General features: G+C 65.8%; 21 protein-coding genes, 1 tRNA gene and 1 riboswitch. Of the genes, 13 read left to right on the forward strand and 9 right to left on the reverse strand.

What is annotated here, in order from left to right:
- Positions 1 to 6 precede the first annotated feature (6 nt).
- Positions 7 to 504 (reverse strand): MarR family winged helix-turn-helix transcriptional regulator, encoded by a 498-nt coding sequence (locus tag AC1ROX_RS02495; RefSeq protein ID WP_493122042.1) that lies wholly within the window; start codon positions 502 to 504, stop codon positions 7 to 9.
- Positions 505 to 606: 102 nt separating this feature from the next.
- Here AC1ROX_RS02495 and AC1ROX_RS02500 point away from each other — a divergent pair, with 102 nt between their 5' ends.
- From AC1ROX_RS02500 to AC1ROX_RS02545, 10 genes are all read left to right on the forward strand, one after another.
- Positions 607 to 1,248 (forward strand): glutathione S-transferase family protein, encoded by a 642-nt coding sequence (locus AC1ROX_RS02500; RefSeq protein ID WP_493122044.1) that lies wholly within the window; start codon positions 607 to 609, stop codon positions 1,246 to 1,248.
- Positions 1,249 to 1,380: 132 nt separating this feature from the next.
- Entirely contained in the window at positions 1,381 to 2,310 is a 930-nt protein-coding gene (locus tag AC1ROX_RS02505; RefSeq protein ID WP_493122046.1) for a branched-chain amino acid aminotransferase, read from the forward strand.
- A 155-nt stretch (positions 2,311 to 2,465) separates the two neighbouring features.
- Complete coding sequence (locus AC1ROX_RS02510) at positions 2,466 to 2,831, forward strand: GCG_CRPN prefix-to-repeats domain-containing protein (RefSeq protein WP_493122048.1); 366 nt, start codon at positions 2,466 to 2,468, stop codon at positions 2,829 to 2,831.
- A gap of 17 nt (positions 2,832 to 2,848) precedes the next feature.
- The gene (locus tag AC1ROX_RS02515) at positions 2,849 to 3,334 is read left to right on the forward strand and encodes a Spy/CpxP family protein refolding chaperone (RefSeq protein WP_493122050.1); all 486 of its coding nucleotides are present in this window, start codon (positions 2,849 to 2,851) and stop codon (positions 3,332 to 3,334) included.
- A gap of 71 nt (positions 3,335 to 3,405) precedes the next feature.
- Positions 3,406 to 3,523, forward strand: a riboswitch (TPP riboswitch).
- On the forward strand, positions 3,519 to 4,523 hold the full coding sequence (gene thiO, locus AC1ROX_RS02520; RefSeq protein WP_493122052.1) for a glycine oxidase ThiO: 1,005 nt from the start codon (positions 3,519 to 3,521) through the stop codon (positions 4,521 to 4,523). (Overlaps the previous riboswitch by 5 nt.)
- Positions 4,492 to 4,689 (forward strand): sulfur carrier protein ThiS, encoded by a 198-nt coding sequence (gene thiS, locus AC1ROX_RS02525; protein WP_493122054.1) that lies wholly within the window; start codon positions 4,492 to 4,494, stop codon positions 4,687 to 4,689. The genes thiO and thiS overlap by 32 nt, the downstream gene beginning before the upstream one ends.
- 2 nt (positions 4,690 to 4,691) lie before the next feature.
- Positions 4,692 to 5,468: a thiazole synthase gene (locus AC1ROX_RS02530; protein WP_493122056.1), complete on the forward strand. Its 777-nt coding sequence runs from the start codon at positions 4,692 to 4,694 to the stop codon at positions 5,466 to 5,468.
- 4 nt (positions 5,469 to 5,472) lie between these two features.
- Positions 5,473 to 6,072: a thiamine phosphate synthase gene (locus AC1ROX_RS02535; RefSeq protein ID WP_493122058.1), complete on the forward strand. Its 600-nt coding sequence runs from the start codon at positions 5,473 to 5,475 to the stop codon at positions 6,070 to 6,072.
- Complete coding sequence (locus AC1ROX_RS02540) at positions 6,069 to 7,028, forward strand: ThiF family adenylyltransferase (RefSeq protein ID WP_493122060.1); 960 nt, start codon at positions 6,069 to 6,071, stop codon at positions 7,026 to 7,028. Before AC1ROX_RS02535 ends, AC1ROX_RS02540 begins: the two co-directional genes overlap by 4 nt.
- A 37-nt stretch (positions 7,029 to 7,065) precedes the next feature.
- Positions 7,066 to 8,754, forward strand: coding sequence for an FAD-dependent oxidoreductase (locus AC1ROX_RS02545; RefSeq protein ID WP_493122062.1), 1,689 nt, complete (start codon positions 7,066 to 7,068; stop codon positions 8,752 to 8,754).
- Between the two features lie 6 nt (positions 8,755 to 8,760).
- Here AC1ROX_RS02545 and AC1ROX_RS02550 read toward each other — a convergent pair whose 3' ends face one another.
- From AC1ROX_RS02550 to AC1ROX_RS02570, 5 genes are all read right to left on the reverse strand, one after another.
- Positions 8,761 to 9,231 carry a molybdenum cofactor biosynthesis protein MoaE gene (locus AC1ROX_RS02550; protein WP_493122064.1) on the reverse strand — a complete coding sequence of 157 codons (471 nt, stop codon included), beginning with the start codon at positions 9,229 to 9,231 and terminating at the stop codon, positions 8,761 to 8,763.
- A gap of 4 nt (positions 9,232 to 9,235) precedes the next feature.
- Positions 9,236 to 9,487, reverse strand: coding sequence for a MoaD/ThiS family protein (locus tag AC1ROX_RS02555; RefSeq protein WP_493122066.1), 252 nt, complete (start codon positions 9,485 to 9,487; stop codon positions 9,236 to 9,238).
- Entirely contained in the window at positions 9,484 to 10,071 is a 588-nt protein-coding gene (gene pgsA, locus AC1ROX_RS02560) for a CDP-diacylglycerol--glycerol-3-phosphate 3-phosphatidyltransferase (protein WP_493122068.1), read from the reverse strand. Before pgsA ends, AC1ROX_RS02555 begins: the two co-directional genes overlap by 4 nt.
- Complete coding sequence (gene uvrC / locus AC1ROX_RS02565) at positions 10,071 to 11,957, reverse strand: excinuclease ABC subunit UvrC (protein WP_493122070.1); 1,887 nt, start codon at positions 11,955 to 11,957, stop codon at positions 10,071 to 10,073. Before uvrC ends, pgsA begins: the two co-directional genes overlap by 1 nt.
- A gap of 282 nt (positions 11,958 to 12,239) precedes the next feature.
- On the reverse strand, positions 12,240 to 12,965 hold the full coding sequence (locus AC1ROX_RS02570) for a PhoH family protein (protein WP_493122072.1): 726 nt from the start codon (positions 12,963 to 12,965) through the stop codon (positions 12,240 to 12,242).
- Between the two features lie 351 nt (positions 12,966 to 13,316).
- On the opposite strand from AC1ROX_RS02570, the gene AC1ROX_RS02575 reads away from it, so the two are divergent.
- The 3 genes from AC1ROX_RS02575 (at position 13,317) to AC1ROX_RS02585 (ending at position 15,683) form a co-directional block, all read left to right on the forward strand.
- The gene (locus tag AC1ROX_RS02575) at positions 13,317 to 14,156 is read left to right on the forward strand and encodes an alpha/beta hydrolase (protein ID WP_493122074.1); all 840 of its coding nucleotides are present in this window, start codon (positions 13,317 to 13,319) and stop codon (positions 14,154 to 14,156) included.
- 78 nt (positions 14,157 to 14,234) lie between these two features.
- Positions 14,235 to 14,453, forward strand: a complete 219-nt coding sequence (locus tag AC1ROX_RS02580; protein ID WP_493122076.1) for a hypothetical protein — start codon at positions 14,235 to 14,237, stop codon at positions 14,451 to 14,453.
- Positions 14,454 to 14,618: 165 nt separating this feature from the next.
- Positions 14,619 to 15,683, forward strand: coding sequence for an SGNH/GDSL hydrolase family protein (locus AC1ROX_RS02585; protein WP_493122078.1), 1,065 nt, complete (start codon positions 14,619 to 14,621; stop codon positions 15,681 to 15,683).
- Positions 15,684 to 15,726: 43 nt separating this feature from the next.
- Here AC1ROX_RS02585 and AC1ROX_RS02590 read toward each other — a convergent pair whose 3' ends face one another.
- From AC1ROX_RS02590 to AC1ROX_RS02600, 3 genes are all read right to left on the reverse strand, one after another.
- The gene (locus AC1ROX_RS02590; RefSeq protein ID WP_493122080.1) at positions 15,727 to 18,600 is read right to left on the reverse strand and encodes a DUF4114 domain-containing protein; all 2,874 of its coding nucleotides are present in this window, start codon (positions 18,598 to 18,600) and stop codon (positions 15,727 to 15,729) included.
- A gap of 231 nt (positions 18,601 to 18,831) precedes the next feature.
- A tRNA-Ala gene (locus AC1ROX_RS02595) sits at positions 18,832 to 18,907 on the reverse strand.
- Positions 18,908 to 18,964: 57 nt separating this feature from the next.
- Positions 18,965 to 19,321: a TIGR02300 family protein gene (locus AC1ROX_RS02600; protein WP_493122082.1), complete on the reverse strand. Its 357-nt coding sequence runs from the start codon at positions 19,319 to 19,321 to the stop codon at positions 18,965 to 18,967.
- Between the last annotated feature and the right edge of the window lie 25 nt (positions 19,322 to 19,346).

Below are 19,346 nucleotides of genomic sequence, written 5' to 3' on the forward strand. Positions count from 1 at the left end.
GGCGTGCTAGCGGCCGCCGCCGCGGATCCGCTTGTCGACCACGAGGCGCTCCGGCGGATCGAGCAGGCCGAGCAGGACCTTACGGAAGCCTTCGACCGCCTCGGCGCCGGTCTCGCGATAGGCGCGGGCGAAGCGCTGGCTCTGGCGGTCGGTGAGGTCGCGTTCGAGTTCCTGTCCCTTGGGCGTGAGCCAGAGCAGTCGCTCGCGGCGGTCGCGCGCGCCGCTCTTCTGCTCGACATAGCCCTGCTCGATCAGGTCCTTCAGCACGCGGCTGATCGACTGCTTGGTGACCTTCAGGATCGACAGGAGGTGACCGACGGTCTGGCCGGGATGGCGCCCGATGAAGTAGAGAGCGCGATGGTGGGCGCGGCCGAGCTGGTGGTCCTTCAGTCTCTGGTCGATCTCGAAGGTGAAGTCGCGATAGGCATAGAACATCAGCTCGATGCCCTGGCGCAGCTCTTCGTCGCGCAGGAAAAGGGGGTTGGCGGGGGCTCTGGATTCCACGCGGTCTTTATAGAGCGGGCGCGTTGCGTTGACACCCTGCGCGGGCCGATGTTACGGCGCGGCCGCCCTTCCAGACATTTTCTTATCCCGTGCGAGGATGCCATGCTGACCGTCCACCATCTCGGCAGATCGCAATCGGAACGGATCGTCTGGCTCTGCGAAGAGCTCGGCCTGGACTACAAGCTCAGGGTCTACGACCGCGATGCGGTCACCCGGCTCGCGCCGCCCGAGTACAAGGCGCTGCATCCGCTCGGCGCCGCACCGGTGATCCAGGACGGCGATGTCCTGCTGGCCGAGTCCGGCGCCATCGTCGAGTACATCGTCGCCAAGTACGGCAAGGGAAGGCTCGTCCTGGCGCCCGATCATCCCGACTTCGCCCAGTTCCTCTACTGGTTCCACTTCGCCAACGGCACGCTCCAGCCGGCGACCGGCCGCAACATGATCCTGGGCCGGCTCGATCTCCCGGCGGACAATCCCCTGATCAAGGCCATGAAGGGCCGTCTCGACCTGGCGCTGGGCCTCCTGGAGGCGCGGCTCGCAAAGGCCGATTACCTGGCCGGGGCCGAACTCACGACCGCCGACATCATGGCGGTCTTCTCCCTGACCACCATGCGTTACTTCCTGCCCTACGATCTGGCGCCCTATCCGGCGATCCGCGCCTATCTGCAGCGGATTGCGGCCCGCCCGGCCTACCAGCGGGCGATGCAGAAAGGCGACCCGGGAATGCCTCTGCTCCTGACCTGAACATTCACGGCGGAAAACACCACAGGGTCAGTGCGATTGACAAGGTCAGTAATATTGACCTATTTGAACGGATAGTTGTTCTGAGGACCACCTCAGAGACCTATTTGGAATCAATCGAGAGAGGATATCGCAATGTCCTTAACCATGGATGACCGGGACGGTTTCATCTGGCTGGACGGCAAGCTGGTCCCGTGGGGCGAGAGCCGCATGCATGTGCTGACCCACGCGCTGCACTACGGCTCGGCCGTCTTCGAGGGCGAGCGCATCTATGACGGCCGCGTCTTCCGCCTCGCGGCCCACAGCGCCCGCCTGATCCGCTCGGCCAACCTGCTCGACTACGATCTCCCGTGGTCGCGTGAGCAGATCGACGAGGCGACCCGCGCCGTCGTGAAGGCCAACGACCTCACCGCCGGCTACATCCGTCCCATCGCCTGGCGCGGCTCGGAGGTGCTGGGCGTGTCGGCGATCGGCACGACGGTCCATCTCGCCATCGCGCCCTGGGCGCAGGAAGGCCGCCTCTCGGTGCAGGCGCGCGACGCCGGCATCAACGTGACCATGGCGAAGTACCGCCGGCCCTCGCCGGAGACGGCGCCGGGCCACGCCAAGGTGGCCGGCCTCTATGTCATCTGCGGCATCGAGAAGGACCGTGCGCTGAAGGCCGGCTTCGACGATGCGCTGATGCTCGACTGGCAGGGCCGCATCGCCGAGACGACCGGCGCCAACATCTTCCTGGTGATCGACGGCAGGCTGGTCACGCCGACGCCGCACAATTTCCTCGACGGGATCACGCGCCGCGCGGTGATGGGCATGGCGAAGAAGCGCGGCTGGACGGTCGAGGAGCGCGACGTGATGCCGGAGGAACTGGCCCAGGCCAGCGAGGTCTTCCTGTGCGGCAGCGCCGCCGAGATCGTGCCGGTCGGCTCGATCGACCAGCACCATTTCCAGGCCGGCCCGGTGGCGAAGACGCTGATGGCCGACTTCCAGAAGCTGGTGCGGGAGCCCGACAGCGAGGGCTTCGGCGAGGCCACGCATCTCCTGCAGGAAACAGCCCGGGCAGCCTGATTCGAAGCCGGTTTCATCGAGGCGTTTGGCGCGTCGGTTCGGACATCATTCGGCAGGAGGGATGCAAGCAGAGAAGCTTGACGCTTGGCGGGTCGGCCGCTTGACTGCTCGCAGCGATCAGCCCGGCTATCTCTTCAGCGTTTGAGTGGTGTGCAATGAAAAGTACCTTCGGAAGAGCCCGGCCGATCCTCTTCCCGCTGCTTCTCGCCCTTGCCGTTCCCGCTGCGGCGGCACATGCCTTGATCTTGCCGCCGGCCGTCGAACGGCAGGCGGACGAGCACATTGTCCTCGTCGATCAGGGATGCGGACCCGGCTGGTGGCGCGGACCTTGGGGACATTGTCGCGACACGCCTTACACCGGCAACCTGCCGGGCGGCGGCTACGGCACCAACGTCGGCGAATCCTACTGGGGCAGCTACAACACCGGAAACGGCTGTCCGCCCGGCTGGTGGCGGGGACCCTGGGGCCACTGCCGCAACACGCCCTATCATGGCCGCCTTCCGGACGGCAGCTGGCAATGATCTTCATGAGGAACGACATGACCCGCCGATACGCGACGCTCGTCGCGACGACAGTCCTGACTGCTGCCTGGCTTTCCGTAGCGCCGCAGGTGGTGATGGCGCAGCAGGCTGCCCCCGTGCCGGCCTATACCGACGCCGACCTGCAGGCCGTGCTCAATGCCCGCATCGCCGCGCTGAAGGCGGTGATCGGCCTCACGCCTGAGCAGGAGAAACTGTGGCCGCCCGTCGAAACGGCTATCCGCGACGCGGCGCGCAGCAACGCCGAGCGGCTCAAGCAGCGCCAGGCTGCCAAGCCGGGCGATTTCCTCGATATCCTCGGTCTGGTGGCCGACGGCGAGGAGGCACGGGCCAGGGAAATCCGCAAATTCATTGCGGCCGCCAAGCCGCTGATTGCGACGCTGACGCCGGAGCAGAAGCGTCGGATGCCGGCCTATCTCGGCATGACCGATTATCCGGGACAGCCGAGCGGCGGCCTCTGGGTGTTCCAGGAAGAACAGGGCTGACCGTCGCGGGCGGCGATCGGATCATTGGCCCCTGCCACCTTGACAGGGGCGCCCGCGATCCCCTTTTCTCGAAGACGTCCGAGGGGTGCCTGATCTTCCAGCGGAAGACGGGCTGAGACAGCCTTAACGGCTGAACCCTTTGAACCTGATCCGGGTCATGCCGGCGAAGGAACGGGAGTCAGCGTTGGATCGTCTTGTCGTATCAATCATTGGAGCTGGCGTTGCGGGCCTGGCCTGTGCGACCGAGCTTGCCGACCACGGCGTGGCCGTCGAGGTGCTGGAGCGCGCCGGACGGGTGGGCGAAGGCGCCTGCTCGTGGATGGCGGGCGGAATGCTGGCGCCTTGGTGCGAACGCGCGACCACCGACGAGGCCGTGGCGCGTCTTGGGGCGCCGTCGATCGACTGGTGGCGGAAGCATTTCCCCGGCACCGTCTCGAAGGGCAGCCTCGTGGTCGCGCCGGCACGCGATGCCGCCGACCTCACGCGCTTCGCGGCGCGGACCGAGCGCCATGAATGGCTCGACGGCGACGCAATAGCCGCGCTGGAGCCCGATCTCGCGGGCCGCTTCCGCCGTGCCCTGTTCTTTCCCGATGAGGCCCATCTCGAACCGCGCAAGGCGCTGGCGTCGCTGGCTGCGAGTCTCGAGGCGCGCGGCGTTCCGATCCGGTTCGGGGTCGACGCAAAGCCAGCCGAATCCGGTTCGCGCTTCGTCGTCGATTGCCGCGGCCTGGCCGCGCGCGACGCGCTGCCGGACCTGCGCGGCGTGCGCGGCGAGATGGTGGTGGTGCGCAGCCGTGACATCGTGCTGTCGCGGCCGGTGCGGATGCTGCATCCGCGCATTCCGCTCTACATCGTGCCCCGCGGCGACGGCATCTTCATGATCGGCGCCACGATGATCGAAAGCGAGGAACGCCGTGCGGTCAGCGTGCGTTCGGCGGTCGAGCTGCTGAACGCGGCCTACACGCTGCACCCGGCGTTCGGCGAGGCCGAGATCGTCGAGCTGGGGGCCGACCTGCGCCCGTCCTTTCCCGACAACCTGCCGTGCGTGCGACGCAACGGCCGCGTGCTGCACGCCAACGGGCTTTACCGGCATGGTTTCCTGCTCGCGCCCTGGCTGGCGCGGCAAGTGGCCGATGCCGTACTTCTGGAGACGAGAGATGCGGATATTCCTGAACGACGACATGCATGAGGTCTCGCCCGGCACATTGGCCGCGGCCCTCGAAACCCTCGGCTTCGGAGGCCGCAAGATCGCGACGGCGGTGAACGGCCGCTTCGTCGCCGCTGCCGCTCGGCCGCGCACGGAGCTGGTCGACGGCGACAAGATCGAAGTCGTCGCGCCGATGCAGGGAGGATAATCATGTCGTCCTTCTACGGCGTCGACCTGAAGTCGCGGCTGCTGCTCGGCACGTCGCGCTATCCCTCGCCCGCGGTCCTCGAACGCGCGGTCAAGGCGTCGGGCGCAGAGGTCGTGACCGTGTCCCTGCGGCGCGAGAGCGGTGCAGGCAAGGCCGGCCAGAGCTTCTGGTCGCTGATCCAGTCGATGGGCGTGCGCGTGTTGCCCAACACGGCGGGCTGCCATTCGGTGAAGGAAGCGGTGACGACTGCCCACATGGCGCGCGAGCTGTTCGACACGCCGTGGATCAAGCTCGAAGTGATCGGCGAGGCCGACACGTTGCAGCCCGACGTGTTCGGTCTCGTGGAAGCCGCGCGCATCCTGTCCGAGGACGGGTTCGAGGTGTTTCCCTACACGACCGAGGATCTCGTCGTGGCCGAGCGGCTGGTCGAGGCGGGCTGCAAGGTGCTGATGCCGTGGGGCGCGCCGATCGGTTCGGCGCGCGGCCTGAACAATGTCTACGGCCTGCGGTCGATGCGGGCGCATTTCCCTGACATCCCGCTGGTGGTCGATGCCGGCATCGGCGTGCCCTCGCATGCCGCGGCGGCGATGGAACTGGGCTACGACGCGGTGCTGCTCAATACGGCGGTCGCCGAAGCGGGCGATCCGGTCGAGATGGCGCGCGCCTTTGCGCTCGGCGTCGAAGCCGGCCGCGCCGCCTATCTCGCGCGCCCGATGGAGCCGCGCGACATGGCCGTGCCGTCGACGCCGGTGATCGGCAAGGCCGCCCTTGGAGACTAGAGAGATGCTCGATCCCTTCTATCCCGTGGTGCCCGATTCCAGCTGGGTGCTGAAGCTGGTGCCCGTCGGCACCAAGCTCATCCAGTTGCGCATCAAGGATCAGCCCGAGGCGGAGATCCGCCGGCAGGTGCGTGAGGCCAAGGCCGTCAGCGAACAGCATGGCGCCGACCTGATCGTGAACGATTACTGGCAGGTCGCGATCGACGAAGGCTGTTCGTGGGTGCATCTCGGCCAGGAGGATCTGGTCGATGCCGACGTGAAGGCGGTGCGCCGCGCCGGCATCAAGATCGGCGTCAGCACGCACGACCATGCCGAACTCGACAAGGGTCTCGCCATCGATCCCGACTATGTGGCACTTGGCCCGATCTGGCCGACCGTCCTGAAGCAGATGCCGTGGGCGCCGCAGGGCACCGAGCGTCTGGCCGAATGGAAGAAGCTGATCGGCAACCGGCCGCTGGTCGCGATTGGCGGTCTCACCTTGGAACGCGCGTTGCTCTGCCTGAAGTCGGGTGCCGACATCGCTTCGGTCGTGGGCGACATCGTGAACAATGCCGATCCGATCGGTCAGGCCAAGGCCTGGATCGCCGCGACGAGAAGGCCATGACCAACCGTTACGCCCGGCAGGCGGTGCTGCCCGAGATCGGAGAGGCGGGGCAGGCGCGCCTTGCCGCCGCTTCGGTGCTGGTGGTCGGCGCCGGCGGTCTCGGCTGCCCGGTGCTACAATATCTCGTGGGCGCCGGTGTCGGCCGGCTCACCATCGTCGATCACGACACGGTCGAGGAGACGAACCTGCATCGTCAGCCGCTCTACGGCATGCCCGACATCGGCAAGCCGAAGGTCGAGGCGGCGCGCGCCACCCTGCAGCGCTTCAATCCGAACGTCCGCATCGACACGGTCGCCGAGCGTCTGACGCCGCAGAACGCGCAACGCCTTGTCGAAGGCGCCGACATCGTGGTCGACGCCGCCGACAGTTTCGCCGTGACGTACATGCTGAGCGACGTCTGCCACGCGACCGCCAAGCCGCTGGTCAGCGCGTCGGTGATCGGCATGACCGGCTATGCCGGTGCCTTCTGCGGCGGCGGCCCCAGCTATCGCGCGGTATTCCCTGAAGTCTCGGTCGATGGCGGCACCTGCGCCACCGTGGGCGTGATCGGGACGGCGGTCGCCGTGCTGGGTGGCCTGCAGGCGCATCTCACGCTGCATCATCTGCTGGGGCTCGAACCCTCGGTCTTGGGCCGCGTCATCACGTTCGACGCCAAGCGCGTGGTCTTCGGCGGTTTCGGCTTTGCCGACAGTCCCGAGCCCGAGGAGGCGGTGTCCTTCATCGCGCCCGATCAGGTGCGATCCGACGACATCGTCGTCGACCTGCGCGGCCTCGACGAGGCGCCGGTCTCGCCCTTTGCCGGTGCGCGGCGGCTGGTCGTCGACACGATCGACGAGCTGGGCACGCCCGACGGCCGGGTCGTGCTGGCCTGCCGCAGCGGCCAGCGGGCGCTGATGGCGGCGGATCGCTTGCGCGAACGGGGCGTCACAAATCTTGCGCTGGTGGCCTTGGGCTAGAGAAGCCAAAGTGGCCGGGAGCTAGAGGAGTTCCGGCGTGGCCAATCCCGTTCCCCCGACAATGGAAGAGACCCGCCGCCACCAGATGTATCCCGTGCTGACGGCGGCGGAGCAGAAGCGCATCGGGCGGTTCGGCAAGAAGCATCATTTCAAGGCCGGCGAGTTCCTGGCGCGGACGGGCGAGGACAGTCCCGGCATGTCGGTCATCCTGTCCGGCCGGATCGCCATCCTGGGTCATGACGGGCTGGATCACATTTCGCCGATCGCCACCATGGGGCCGGGTGACTTCGCCGCCGAACTGGCCGAACTCTCCGGACAACCGGCGATGGTCGATGTGCGGGCCGAGGAGGATGTCGAGGCGCTGATCGTGCCGCACGACCGGCTGCGCGCCCTGATGGTCGCCGAGGCCGAGCTCGGCGAGCGCATCATGCGGGCGTTGATCCTGCGCCGCGTTCGTCTCATCGAGGTCAACAAGGTCGGACCGATCCTGGTCGGCGAGCTCACGCAGCCGGGCATGATCCGCCTGCAGGGCTTCCTGACGCGCAACGGCCAGCCGCACACCATCCTCGATCCGGAGAACGATCCCGACGCGGCGAAGATGATCGAGCGGCTGTCGCCCGATGCCGAGGATTATCCGCTGGTCGTCTGTCCCGACGGCACGATCCTGCGCAATCCTAGCGACCAGGAACTGGCCCTCTGTATCGGCCTGCTGCAGGAAAGCGGCGAGCCGAGGATCTACGACATCGCGATCGTGGGCTCGGGTCCAGCCGGTCTCTCGACCGCCGTCTATGCCACCTCCGAAGGCCTGTCGGTGCTGGTCGTGGAAACCCGCGCCTTCGGCGGCCAGGCCGGTGCCAGCGCCCGCATCGAGAACTATCTCGGCTTCCCGACCGGCATCTCGGGCCAGGCGCTGACCGCGCGCGCCTTCGTCCAGGCGCAGAAGTTCGGCGCGCAGTTCGTCATCCCGCTCGAGGTGGCACGACTCGATTGCGGCGGCGGCCTCGATCGGCCGATGACCTTGGAGATGACGGACGGCTGGAAGGTGCAGGCGAAGACCGTCGTGATCGCCTCGGGTGCGCGCTACCGCAAACTCTCGTTGCCGAACCTCGAGCATTTTCTGGGTCGCGGCCTGTGGTATTGGGCCTCGCCCATCGAGGCGAAGCTCTGCGCCAATTCCGAAGTCGTCATCGTCGGCGGCGGCAATTCGGCGGGACAGGCGGCCGTCTTCCTGGCGGGCCATGCCGCGAAGGTCTGGATCCTGGTGCGCGGCCCCGGTCTCGCCGAGACCATGTCGCGCTATCTGATCGACCGCATCGCATCGGCGCCGAATGTCGAGGTGCTGGCCGAGACCGAGATCGTCGAACTCGTCGGCTCCGAGCAGAGCGGGTTGCGCGGCGTGAAGTGGCGGCACCGTCCGAGCGGCGCCGACACGCACCGGCCGATCCGCCACGTCTTCCAGTTCCTGGGCGCGGAGCCCGCGACCGAGTGGATGACGGATTGCGGCATCGACGTCGATAGGACCGGCTTCATCCGCACCGGCGCCGACGTCGAGGCGCCGTGCCCCGAGCGTCCGCCGCTCGCCTACGAGACCAACGTGCAGGGCGTCTTCGCCGTCGGCGACGTGCGCTACGGATCGGTGAAGCGGGTGGGTGCCGCGATCGGCGAGGGCGCGAACGTCGTCGCCCAGATCCACGGCGTGCTGGAAGCGATGAACGAGGCGAAGTAGCGCCGCCTACTTCTTCTCCCAGCGCGCCGCCGCTGCATCATCGCCTTCGTGGGCGCCGACCCATTGGTCGCCCTTCGGTGTCTCTTCCAGCTTCCAGAAAGGCGCCTTGGTCTTCAGCCAGTCGACCAAGAACTCGCAGGCCTCGAAGGCGGCCTCGCGATGCGGCGAGCCGACGGCGACCAGCACGATGCGCTCGCCCGGTTCCATGCGGCCGTAGCGGTGCACGATCAGGGTCGCTTCGAGCGGCCAACGCCGGTTCGCCTCGGCCTCGATCTCCTGCAGCGCCGTCTCGGTCATGCCGGGATAATGTTCCAGCGTCAGCGCATCGATGCGGTCGCGGTGATAGCCTTCGCGCACATGCATCTCGCGTACGAGGCCCACGAAGACCGCGAGGCCGCCGATCCGCTTGTTGCCATCGGTGAGATGGGCCAGTTCGGCGCCGACATCGAAGTCGGCTTCTTGGACACGCACGCTCATGGCGTCACCCGCCGGTGAAGGGCGGGAAGAAGGCGACTTCGCGCGCGCCCGCGAGCTTCACGTCGAAGGTCGCCGTGCGCTGGTCGACGGCGGCACCGAACGCCGCGCCTTCGGCCAGCGCCTCGGCATGACCGGGGCTGCGGCTGCGCAGCCACACGATGAGGTCGCCCACCGTGTCGATGTCGGACGGCGGCGTGACTTCTTCTTCAGGCACGCCGACGGTCTTCTTCATCCACGCGAAGTAACGGACTTTCACTTCTGTCCACCCGCCGGCGGCGCATCCTCGGCCATGTGGCGCAGGCCGGTGCGCAGATAGTCGTAGCCGGTGATGAGCGTGAGCGCCGCGGCGATCCAGATCAGCACGACGCCCGCCTGGGTGACCCAGTGCGCGGCGGAGTCGCCGACCAGCAGCGCCGCGATCGCGACCATCTGTACCGCCGTCTTCCATTTGGCGAGCGCGCTCACCGGCAGGCCGACCCGCAGTTCCGCCAGGAACTCGCGCAGGCCGGAGACCAGGATCTCGCGCGCCAGGATGATGAGGGCAGCCAGCACGTTCACGCCGGCGAGCGTGCTGTTGTCGACCAGCATGACCAGGGCGGCGGCGACCAGCAGCTTGTCGGCGATCGGATCGAGAAAGCGGCCGAAGCGCGAGATCTGGTGATAGCGTCGCGCGAAGTAACCGTCGAACCAGTCGGTAACCGCGGCGGCCACGAACAGCGCCATCGACAACCACTGCGCCCAGCCGCGATCGAGCCAGAAGCAGGCGACGACCAGCGGGATCGCGACGATGCGCGACAGGGTGAGCACGTTGGGAAGATTGAACAACATCGACCCGGACATTACCGGCCGCCCCGGAAGTGGTCATGGATTTTCTGGGCGAGTGCCACGGAGATTCCGGGCACCGACTTGATGTCCTCCAGGGTCGCACCTGATACCGCACGGGCGCTGCCGAAATGATTCAGCAGCGCGCGCTTGCGGCCTGCGCCGATGCCCGGCACCTCGTCGAGCGCTGAACGGGTGAGATCGGCCGCGCGGCGCGTGCGATGCGTGCCGATCGCAAAGCGATGTGCCTCGTCCCGCAGGCGCTGCAGGAAGTAGAGGACGGGATCGCGCATTTCGAGCGAGAAGGGCGGCTTGCCGGTCATGAAGAAGCGCTCGCGGCCCGCATCGCGGTCGGGCCCCTTGGCGATGCCGACGAGAGGAATGTCCTCGAGGCCGAGCTCGGCCATCACGCCGCGCACCGCTTCGAGCTGGCCCTGGCCGCCGTCGATCAGCAGCAGGTCCGGCCAGTGCTCGTCGTCGCGCTCGGGATTTTCCTTCAGCGCGCGGCCGAAGCGGCGGGTCATCACCTCGCGCATCATGGCGAAGTCGTCGCCGGCGGCGCCCTCGGTCTTGATGTTGAACTTGCGGTAGGCGTTCTTGTTGAAGCCCTCGGGCCCCGCCACGATCATGGCGCCGATCGCCGCCGTGCCCTGGATGTGACTGTTGTCGTATACCTCGATGCGCTCGGGCGGCGCGTCGAGGCCGAACACGCGCGCCACGCCTTCCAGCAGGGTGCGCTGTGTGCCGCGTTCGGCCATGCGGCGGGCCAGCGCCTCGCGCGCATTGTTCACCGCCTGTTCGAGCACGTCCTTCTGGTCGCCGCGCTTGGGCTGGCGGATCTCAACCTTGTGGCCGGCCGACAAAGCGAGCGCGCTTTCCATCAGCTCGCGCTCGGGAATGTCATGGCTGGTCAGGACCAGTTTGGGTGCCTGACGCGCTTCGTAGAACTGGCCCATGAACGCTTCCAGCACCTGCGGCTCGTCGAGGTCGCGCCCATGGCTCGGGAAGTAGGCACGGTTGCCGAGATTCTGGCCGGCGCGCAGGAAAAAGACCTGGATGCAGATCTGCCCGCTATCGGCGTGAGCGGCGAAGATGTCGGCCTCGTCGATCGACGGCAGGCTGATCGACTGGTGCGACGTGATATGGGCCAGCGCGCGGATGCGATCGCGCAGGATGGCGGCGGCCTCGAATTCGAGATTGGCCGAGGCCTGCTCCATGCGCTGCGACAGGGTCTGCTGGATCTCGCGGTTTCGCCCGCCCAGGAAGCCGCGCACGTCCTCGACGATGGCGTCGTACTCGGGCTTCTCGATGCGGCCGACGCAGGGCGCCGTGCAGCGCTTGATCTGGTACTGCAGGCAGGGCCGCGTGCGGGTCGAGAAGACGCCGTCCGAGCAGGAGCGCAGCGGAAAGGCGCGCTGCAGGGCGTAGAGCGTGCGGTTGACGGCGGTGGCGGACGCGAAGGGGCCGAAATACTCGTTGGCCGGCTCGCGCGTGCCGCGATGCTTGGCGAGCTGCGGCCAGTCGGTGTCGCGGCGGATGACGATGTAGGGGAACGACTTGTCGTCGCGCAGCAGCACGTTGAAGCGCGGCCGGAAGCGCTTGATCAGGTTGTTTTCAAGAAGCAGCGCCTCGGCTTCGCTGTCGGTGACTGCGAATTCCATGGTCCGCGTCGCCGAGACCATGCGGATCAGGCGTGTGGCGAGCCGGGTCGGCTGGGTATAGGCGGCGACGCGGCTGCGCAGCGAGCGCGCCTTTCCGACGTACAGAACTTCTCCGTCGGCCGCGATCATGCGGTAGACGCCCGGCTTGCGCGGCAGGGTCCGCACGAAGTCCGCGATGATCCGCATTCCGTCGGAAAGCGAGCCTTCGCTGGGGGGCAGGTCGATGTCGGTTTCGTCGGTCATCTGGGACGCGGAAAATGGCCCCGCGAGGACGTCTGCACAAGGCAATCGGCGGCATGTGGGGAAGTCTGTGAAGAAACCGACCGTCCCACGGCCGTTACGTCAGCGTCACTGTATTGACTCAATGAAAAAGGGGTGGCAGTCACCCGCCACCCCTCGTTTAAGCTTATGTTCCGATTTGCTTTTTCGCCGTTTTGCGCGGGGACAGAAAAGGCTGGTTATCTTTTTTGTTCCCGGTACGGTCCAATCGGCCGTCGCGCTTCGATGTGTGGATAAATTTGGGGGCTACAGCACCGACAGCATGCGGCCGACCAGCGGATGACGGACCACGTCCTCCTGTGTAAGCCGCACGACGGAGACGTCGTCGAGCCCTTCCAGCCGGGTCGCGATCGAGGCAAGGCCGGACAGTTCCGGCAGCAGGTCGGTCTGGTCCGGATCGCCGGTCATCACCATCGTCGAGTGCCAGCCAAGCCGGGTCAGTAGCATTTTGAGCTGGCCGTAGGTGCAGTTCTGCGCCTCGTCGATCAGGACGAAAGCATTGTTCAGCGTGCGGCCGCGCATGAACGCCACGGGGGCGATCTCGATCGTGCCGTCGTCGAGATGCTGGGCCAGCCGCTTGGCGCCCAGCCGGTCGTTCAGCGCATCCCACAGCGGGCGCAGGTAGGGGTCGAGCTTCTCGCGCATGTCGCCCGGCAGGAAACCCAGATTCTCGCCGGCTTCGACGGCCGGTCGTGACAGCACGATCCGCGAGACGGTGCCGCTTTCCAGCGCTTCGACGGCAGCGGCGATCGCCACGTAGGTCTTGCCGGTACCGGCGGGGCCGAGCGCCACGGTGAGGGGCTTGGCCTCGATCGCTTCCATCAGCACGCGCTGGTTGTCGCTGCGCGGCCGGATTTTCTTGATGTAGCTCTGGTCTCGATCGTTGGCCGGAGTGTGGTCGAAAACGACGTTGTGAATACGGGCGCTATCGATAGCGTGCAGCTTGGCTCGGCGTGCGGCGCGTTTGGCCATATTCGGACTCCGGTGTCAGGGTCAGGGAAGCGGAACCGATCGCCCAAAACAAAAACGCCCCCGGCGAGCGGAGGCGTTGGCGATCGGTGGTCTGGCTGAAGGGTGAGGCAGACAGGGCACGCGGTGGATGTTCCACCGGTGAACCAGTTTCCGTCGGGGGACATGTCCTCGAACGGATAAAAACCCTCCCTCAGCTACCTGTCGAAAGCGTAGTCCCAATCCTGCCCTCCGGCCACCACATTTATGGTCTGCCACTGAAAATTAACCCAAGGGAAAGGGATCCGTCTCGCGGGGAGCCGCCGGCAAGAGGAGCGGCATGCTAGAGAAGGGGCCTGTAACCGGGGGATGACGATGAGCGAGATCGTGTGGCGCAACATGACGCGGGCTGAACTCGACAAGGCTTACGACAATACCAACGCCGTGGCCGATTCCGGCCCGCGCCGCGACGGCTGGATCGAGCGCAGTGATCTCTTCCGGGCACGCCACGCCGAGAGCCTCGATCTCGCCTACGGTCCGCGGCCCCGCAACAAGCTCGACCTGTTCCGCTGCGGCACGGCCAAGGCGCCGCTCTTCGCCTTCATCCATGGCGGCTACTGGCAGCGCAATGCCAAGGAGACCTTCGCCTGTATGGCGGAAGGGCCGCTGGCCAATGGCATGGATGTGGCTTTCGTGGGTTATACGCTGGCGCCCGACGCGACCTTGTCGGCCATCGTCACGGAGATCGCCGAGGCCGTACGCTGGCTGCGGCGCGAAGGCCCACGCCATGGCGTGGGGCAGGGCCGGCTGGTCGTGTCGGGCTGGTCGGCGGGAGGTCATCTGACGGCAACGACGCTTGCGATGGACGAGGTCGATGCCGGCCTTGCCATCAGCGGCATCTACGATGTCGAGCCCTGCCGGCTGAATTACCTCAACGAGAAGTTGCAGCTCACGGCCGAGGAGGCGGCGCGGACGAGCCCGCTGCTGCATCTGCCCGGCAAGAGTGCGCCGGTTGTCCTGGCCTACGGCACCGGCGAACTGCCCGAGCTGCAGCGCCAGTCCGTCGCCTATCACGACGCACGCCGCGAGGCCGGCCTCCCGAGCGAGTTGCTGCCGCTTGCCGGCCTCAACCATTTTTCCATCATGGACGAGCTCGAGAGGCGCGATGGTTCTCTGGCGATGACAGCTGCCCGTTTGGGGCGTAAAGATGGTTGAAGACTAGTGGATACATTGCACACGGATCGCGTTGTCGTCAGGGCGGCGTAAGCAACCGTGACTAGGTTCTCGTTGCTCATGACGTTTCCTGAACTCAGTCCCCCCCAGCAGACCATCGTCCGGCGCCTCGCCCTCGGCCTGTCGCTGCGCGGCCTCGGCGTTCGTCAGGATTTTTCGCAACTGGCGAGGCTGGGGCTCGTGACGGGAAACCGGGACTATCCGCAGCTCACGGACGCGGGCTTCGCCTGCCTGCATGCGATGCCGCCCGACAGGAAGCCGGGTCCGTTCGCCGCCTGACAAAGGCCTTGGATTTCCTACGACCTCGCGTCACATATCCCTCACCGATGTTTGGATGATAATCTGTCCTGTCTGGAGGTAGGGTCAGGTATGAGCGTCGATCGAGAGGCAGCAACCGCTGCCCCGGCAGGCGAGCGAGAGCTCCGTTCGAAAAAGACTGGTTGGGTGGCGCGCATCGCCCTGGTGACGGCTTCGGTCCTGCTGTCGCTGGCGTTGCTCGAAGTGGGATACCGGCTGCTGCACGGGGGCCCCGGGAGCCTGACGCACTGGCCGAACCTGGCGCACCTGCGGATGGGCACCGGCCCCGACCCCAAGAGCGTGCGATGCCAGTATGCCTACAGTCCGGCGATCGGCTGGACGTCGCCGTTCAACTGCGCGTCAGGCGGCTACAATTCGGATGCCGACAGTTTCCGCCGGACATCCCCCAAGGCGTCCCTCGCCGAACCGCCCATCCTCGTCACCGGCTCGTCTTTTGCGAAAGGCGACGAAGTGAAGGATGACGAGACGTGGCCCGCCTATCTCCAGGACATGATCGGCCGGAAAGTGTCGAATGCGGGGGTCAGCGGATACGCCTTCGACCAGATGGTGCTCAGCACCGAACAGCTCGTCCCGAAGGTGAAGCCGCTCTTCGTCATCGCCAGCTTCACGCCCGGCGATATCCGGCGGGCCGAACTGAAGGTCGCCTGGAGTCGCGAGAAGCCCTACTTCGCTGTGACCGACGGGAAGCTCGATCTCCGCAACGTGCCGGTCCCGGGAAAGCCGGGCGCGCCGATTCCCTTGCCGGCGCCGGCGGAGTGGCTCGGACGCTCCGCCCTGGCCGAGTTCGTGGTGCAGCGCCTCGGTATCCAGGAGGGCTGGTACTTCAGCGAGGTACAGGCCGTGCCGCGCGGCACCGGTGAGACGATCGCCTGCCTGCTGATGCCGCGGCTCGCCGCCCTCGGCGTGCCGGTCGTGGTCATGGCGCAATACAGCCGCGCCTACTGGAAGAATGGCGGGCCCTACGGGACGGCAGACCATCGCGCCGTCCAGAAGGTGCTGGGCTGTGCGGCTGCGGCCGGACTGATCCCGTTCGATCTGGCCGATACGATGAAGGCAGCTGTCGACACTCATGGCGTCGACGCGCTCTACCGTTCCGACCACCATTCGGCCGAGGGCAATCGCGTGGTGGCAGACCTCGTCATGCGCGAACTCGTCAGACGGCGGCTCGTGAACCAGACGGCGGATCGCTAAAGCCTTTCCGACTTGGATTGAGACGTCGGAACTCGGGATCAATCTAAGGGACGAGAATCCCCTTACCGGCGGCACTCGTAAAATCGAGTTGGACCACGAGGTCGTTGAAGTCCTGGTCGCCGCCACCCCTGGTGTCTTCCCAGCCCCAGGTGTTCAGGCCAAAGTTCCACAGGTGACCCTGCCCATCCGGGTTGGCCTGCGAGAAGGCGAAGTAGGTATCGCCCTTGCTCATGTTGACGAGCGCCATGGCGACGAAGTCGCCGGCGTCGACGTCGAGCAGCGAGTTCTGAGTGAAGTTTCCGTAGCCCGGCCCGCCGAGCAGTATGCCGCCCGAGCCCAGCTGATAGGCATTGGCTTGCGCCGCTGCGGCGTATCCCGCTTGTCCGGGAGCGATGCCGTTGACCGTGCCGGAAAGGTCGTCGACCTGGTAGAAGATGGCGCCGAGCGAGTCTTTGCCGTTCTGCCGTACCCGCACGATGGCCGTTGCATCGTCGGCGCCGGCTGCGGTTTCGGCGATCGCAACCGGTTGCGCCACGCGAACCGCGCCGCCGCCTCCGCCGAAGTCCGCAAACCCGAAATCCGAACTGAGCGTCCCTTGCGGCGAGCTCGCCGCCGAGCCGTTGAGCGTCATATCGAAAGATGCGCTGTCGGCGGCGTGGGTTTGCACGACCGTGCCGATCTTGTAGCCGTCGAACATGGTGACGAGGCCCGGATCGAAATCCGACTGCAGCGTCTGCTGGGCAAAACGCATCGTCCAGGCATAGGTGCCGCTTCCGGCATTGGAGAAACTTATGTCGGACGCTCCGGCGTCGACGTCGATCTGGAGGCTCCCGGCCGACATTGCCTGGAGCAGCAGGGTCTGGTCCGCTCCGCTTTGCCATCCGTCCGCCTCGTGCCATGTCAGGACATGGGGCGCGGCATCCGGCCCGTCGTGGAAAAAGAGCTCGCTGTGCGCGATTGCACTCAAGGCGCGTGCCAGCAACACCCCGTTGGGCGATCCCAGGCCGGAGGCGAGATCGTAGCCGGGACCGGCCTCATAGCCGAAGCCGGTTGGTGTGATGTCATGACCGTCCGCGTGATACGTCCCGTTCTGCAGAAAAGAAGAAGTGTTGTTGCCGTGCACGATGTCGTTGAAGGAGCCAGGCGCGATAGCGGCCGCGACATAAAGCAGATCGGTCATATACCCGAGCGTCATCTGCGTTCCCTGATCGAGCAGGATCGCGTTTATCTGCGATGCGAGCGAAGCCCAGAACGGAGTCGCACCGCTCGTGCCGCCGTCTCCATGCGCCTTGTCCATCTCTTTCGTGGGCACAAGATAGAAGAGGTTGCCGCCTGCATTGGCTGACACGTCGGGTACTCCGCGACCCGTCAGAGCCTGCCCATCGGTCGTGGTCGGCGTCAGCCCGAATTCCGTTTGATAGTGTGGCACAGGCTGCGTGGAATCCACGCCCCCATTGCCGGCGAGGTTACCGTAGTAGCCTTGCCGATCGAAGGTGGTGCCATCGAGCTTGTAGGTATTCCACACCGTTTCGATAAAGCGGGCGGCGTCCGGCGCGCTGGATGGCAACACGCTGAGGCCGTTGGCGACAAGACGCCAGATCGTGTCGGCGTCGCCGGCCAGGGCGTCATTTCTGATCTTGGAGAGCGTCGGATCGGTTTCGGCAATTTCCATGCTGCTCAGCGAGGTGCCGCCGACGATGACGCTGTACTGGCTGGCACGTGCACCGCTCACGTTTGTGAGGCCGTTTGGCGTCGCATATCCGGAGCCCCCATCACCCGCAGAGGAGAAAACGGTGATCCCCGCGAGCGCGGCATCCGCCAGGAGTTGACTGACGGCAAACGCGAACGGCGAGTCCGGCGTCATCCGCGCGACGGTAAAGCGTTCGGAAGATGAGATTACCTCCGGGTCATGACTCGTATCCCAGATCGCTGCCTGATAGGTCGTGAAAGGTTCGGACTTGGCGTGATCCTTTTTGCCGGACCCCGCATAGAGCACGAGCTTGCTTTGCGGATTGATCGTCGTAACGACCCCCACATCGAGTGAGCGCTCGCCACTCTCTTTATCCTTGTCTCCGCCCGGATCGACGCCGACCGCGTCACTTGCCGTGTCGATGCCGGCGCCCAGGCGATAGTTATCGAGACGCGTGTCGAAATCGTCTCCCTTTATCCGGATGCCGAGATCGGATTCGAGCAAGCCGACCGTGCCGGTCTTGACCGTAAGCCAGTACTCACCTGTCAGCGGGAAGTTGTAATAGTCGGCGGCAATGTCGGAGGGATAGAGCGCTTTCTCATCCGAAGTCAGGAGTGAACCATTGCCGATTCCCGGTCCCGGCGCTGGTGGAACCAGAATGCCGTCCGTCCGGTTCGGCAGCGCGGTGTGAAACTCGAAACTGTCGAACCAGAGGCCTGCCACGCCCAAGGGCCCCGAAAGCTCCGCCGGGAGAGACAGATTGCCGTCCCAGTACCAGGTCGTGTCCCCGGTGGCGGTCTGGCCCTGCATCAGTTTTGTATTGAAGAGGGTATTGAAGCCCGACTTGTCGAGCTCGACCCAAAGAGTGCGTGACTCGATGGACGAAATATACTGCGAGCTCGTCGTGTCGTAGTCGCGCGTCTTGATATTGACGTCGGGCGACTTCAGGAAGTTGACGACATTCTCGTATGTCTGTTCGTTCGCCCCGAACGTCGACCACAGCGTGCCATCGGCCGTCATCTTGGCGATTTCCTGCTGGCGCGGCCCCCAATCCATACTCAGAAGTTGATCGAGCGTTGCGGCATCGGAATTGCGCTCGAACACCAAAGCGACGTTGACCTTGAAGTCGTCAACCTCTGTACCGCCCATTATTGGCCCGACGTCGCTGCGATACCCCTGGAAATCGAGGAAGGTGGAATTGGCCAAGGTATCGTAGCTGATCGGCATCGTCGGAACTCGCTTTGCGGCTCTACGCGGCGAAGGTAGGTAGCCACCCGTTGGGGGTCAAATTAACGCTGTAATAAACCTCGAAGGTCATGAGCGAGGTGTGCCGGCGATCAGGTCCTGGTGAGCGGGAATGACGGGGCGGGGCGGACATCCAGGCTCAGTCGACGTGCGACGGGCATGCCCCGGCAAGACAAAGGGCCCAGCCGTTTCCGGCTGAGCCCTTGTTTTAGTTGGTGGAGCCAAACGGGATCGAACCGTTGACCTCTACAATGCCATTGTAGCGCTCTCCCAGCTGAGCTATGGCCCCGAATTCCTTGGGAAGGCGCGAGGTTATAATTGCTGCCTCGCGCGCTGGCAACAGCCTCTAGCGGTCGCCTTCCTCCTTGTCCTCCACCTCGACTTCGACCTCGATATCGTCCTCGTCGTCGTCGAGATCGTCCGCCGACAGCGCCTCGTCGCCGTCCACGTCGGGCAACTCGTCACCGTCCAGATCGTCCACCTTCTTCTTGGCCGCCGCCGCCTTGGCGGCTGCCGCTGCGGCGGCGGCTGCCGCCGCTGCCGTCGCGGCGGCCGCGCCGCGGCCGCGGCGAACCTTCACGAAGTCCTCGCGATCATGCTCACGCCCGCACTTGGGGCATTTGATCGGGCTCTTGTTCAGGTCATAGAAGCGCGCTGCACAGCTCTGGCAGGTGCGTTTGGTGCCCCAGCTCGCTTTGACCACGCTAAATCTCCTGCAAATCGGCCGA

The organism is Reyranella sp. GW821-FHT14A01 (assembly GCF_058803965.1).

What these genes read in the sequence shown, in the direction of transcription:
- thiS (WP_493122054.1), top strand. Translation starts at nt 4,492, where the DNA reads ATGCGGATATTCCTGAACGACGACATGCATGAGGTCTCGCCCGGCACA.
- AC1ROX_RS02570 (WP_493122072.1), bottom strand. Translation starts at nt 12,965, where the DNA reads ATGGCCAAACGCGCCGCACGCCGAGCCAAGCTGCACGCTATCGATAGC.
- AC1ROX_RS02550 (WP_493122064.1), bottom strand. Translation starts at nt 9,231, where the DNA reads ATGAGCGTGCGTGTCCAAGAAGCCGACTTCGATGTCGGCGCCGAACTG.
- AC1ROX_RS02590 (WP_493122080.1), bottom strand. Translation starts at nt 18,600, where the DNA reads ATGCCGATCAGCTACGATACCTTGGCCAATTCCACCTTCCTCGATTTC.
- AC1ROX_RS02505 (WP_493122046.1), top strand. Translation starts at nt 1,381, where the DNA reads ATGTCCTTAACCATGGATGACCGGGACGGTTTCATCTGGCTGGACGGC.
- AC1ROX_RS02535 (WP_493122058.1), top strand. Translation starts at nt 5,473, where the DNA reads ATGCTCGATCCCTTCTATCCCGTGGTGCCCGATTCCAGCTGGGTGCTG.
- pgsA (WP_493122068.1), bottom strand. Translation starts at nt 10,071, where the DNA reads ATGTCCGGGTCGATGTTGTTCAATCTTCCCAACGTGCTCACCCTGTCG.
- AC1ROX_RS02515 (WP_493122050.1), top strand. Translation starts at nt 2,849, where the DNA reads ATGACCCGCCGATACGCGACGCTCGTCGCGACGACAGTCCTGACTGCT.
- AC1ROX_RS02580 (WP_493122076.1), top strand. Translation starts at nt 14,235, where the DNA reads ATGACGTTTCCTGAACTCAGTCCCCCCCAGCAGACCATCGTCCGGCGC.
- AC1ROX_RS02500 (WP_493122044.1), top strand. Translation starts at nt 607, where the DNA reads ATGCTGACCGTCCACCATCTCGGCAGATCGCAATCGGAACGGATCGTC.
- AC1ROX_RS02575 (WP_493122074.1), top strand. Translation starts at nt 13,317, where the DNA reads ATGAGCGAGATCGTGTGGCGCAACATGACGCGGGCTGAACTCGACAAG.
- AC1ROX_RS02510 (WP_493122048.1), top strand. Translation starts at nt 2,466, where the DNA reads ATGAAAAGTACCTTCGGAAGAGCCCGGCCGATCCTCTTCCCGCTGCTT.
- AC1ROX_RS02540 (WP_493122060.1), top strand. Translation starts at nt 6,069, where the DNA reads ATGACCAACCGTTACGCCCGGCAGGCGGTGCTGCCCGAGATCGGAGAG.
- AC1ROX_RS02530 (WP_493122056.1), top strand. Translation starts at nt 4,692, where the DNA reads ATGTCGTCCTTCTACGGCGTCGACCTGAAGTCGCGGCTGCTGCTCGGC.
- uvrC (WP_493122070.1), bottom strand. Translation starts at nt 11,957, where the DNA reads ATGACCGACGAAACCGACATCGACCTGCCCCCCAGCGAAGGCTCGCTT.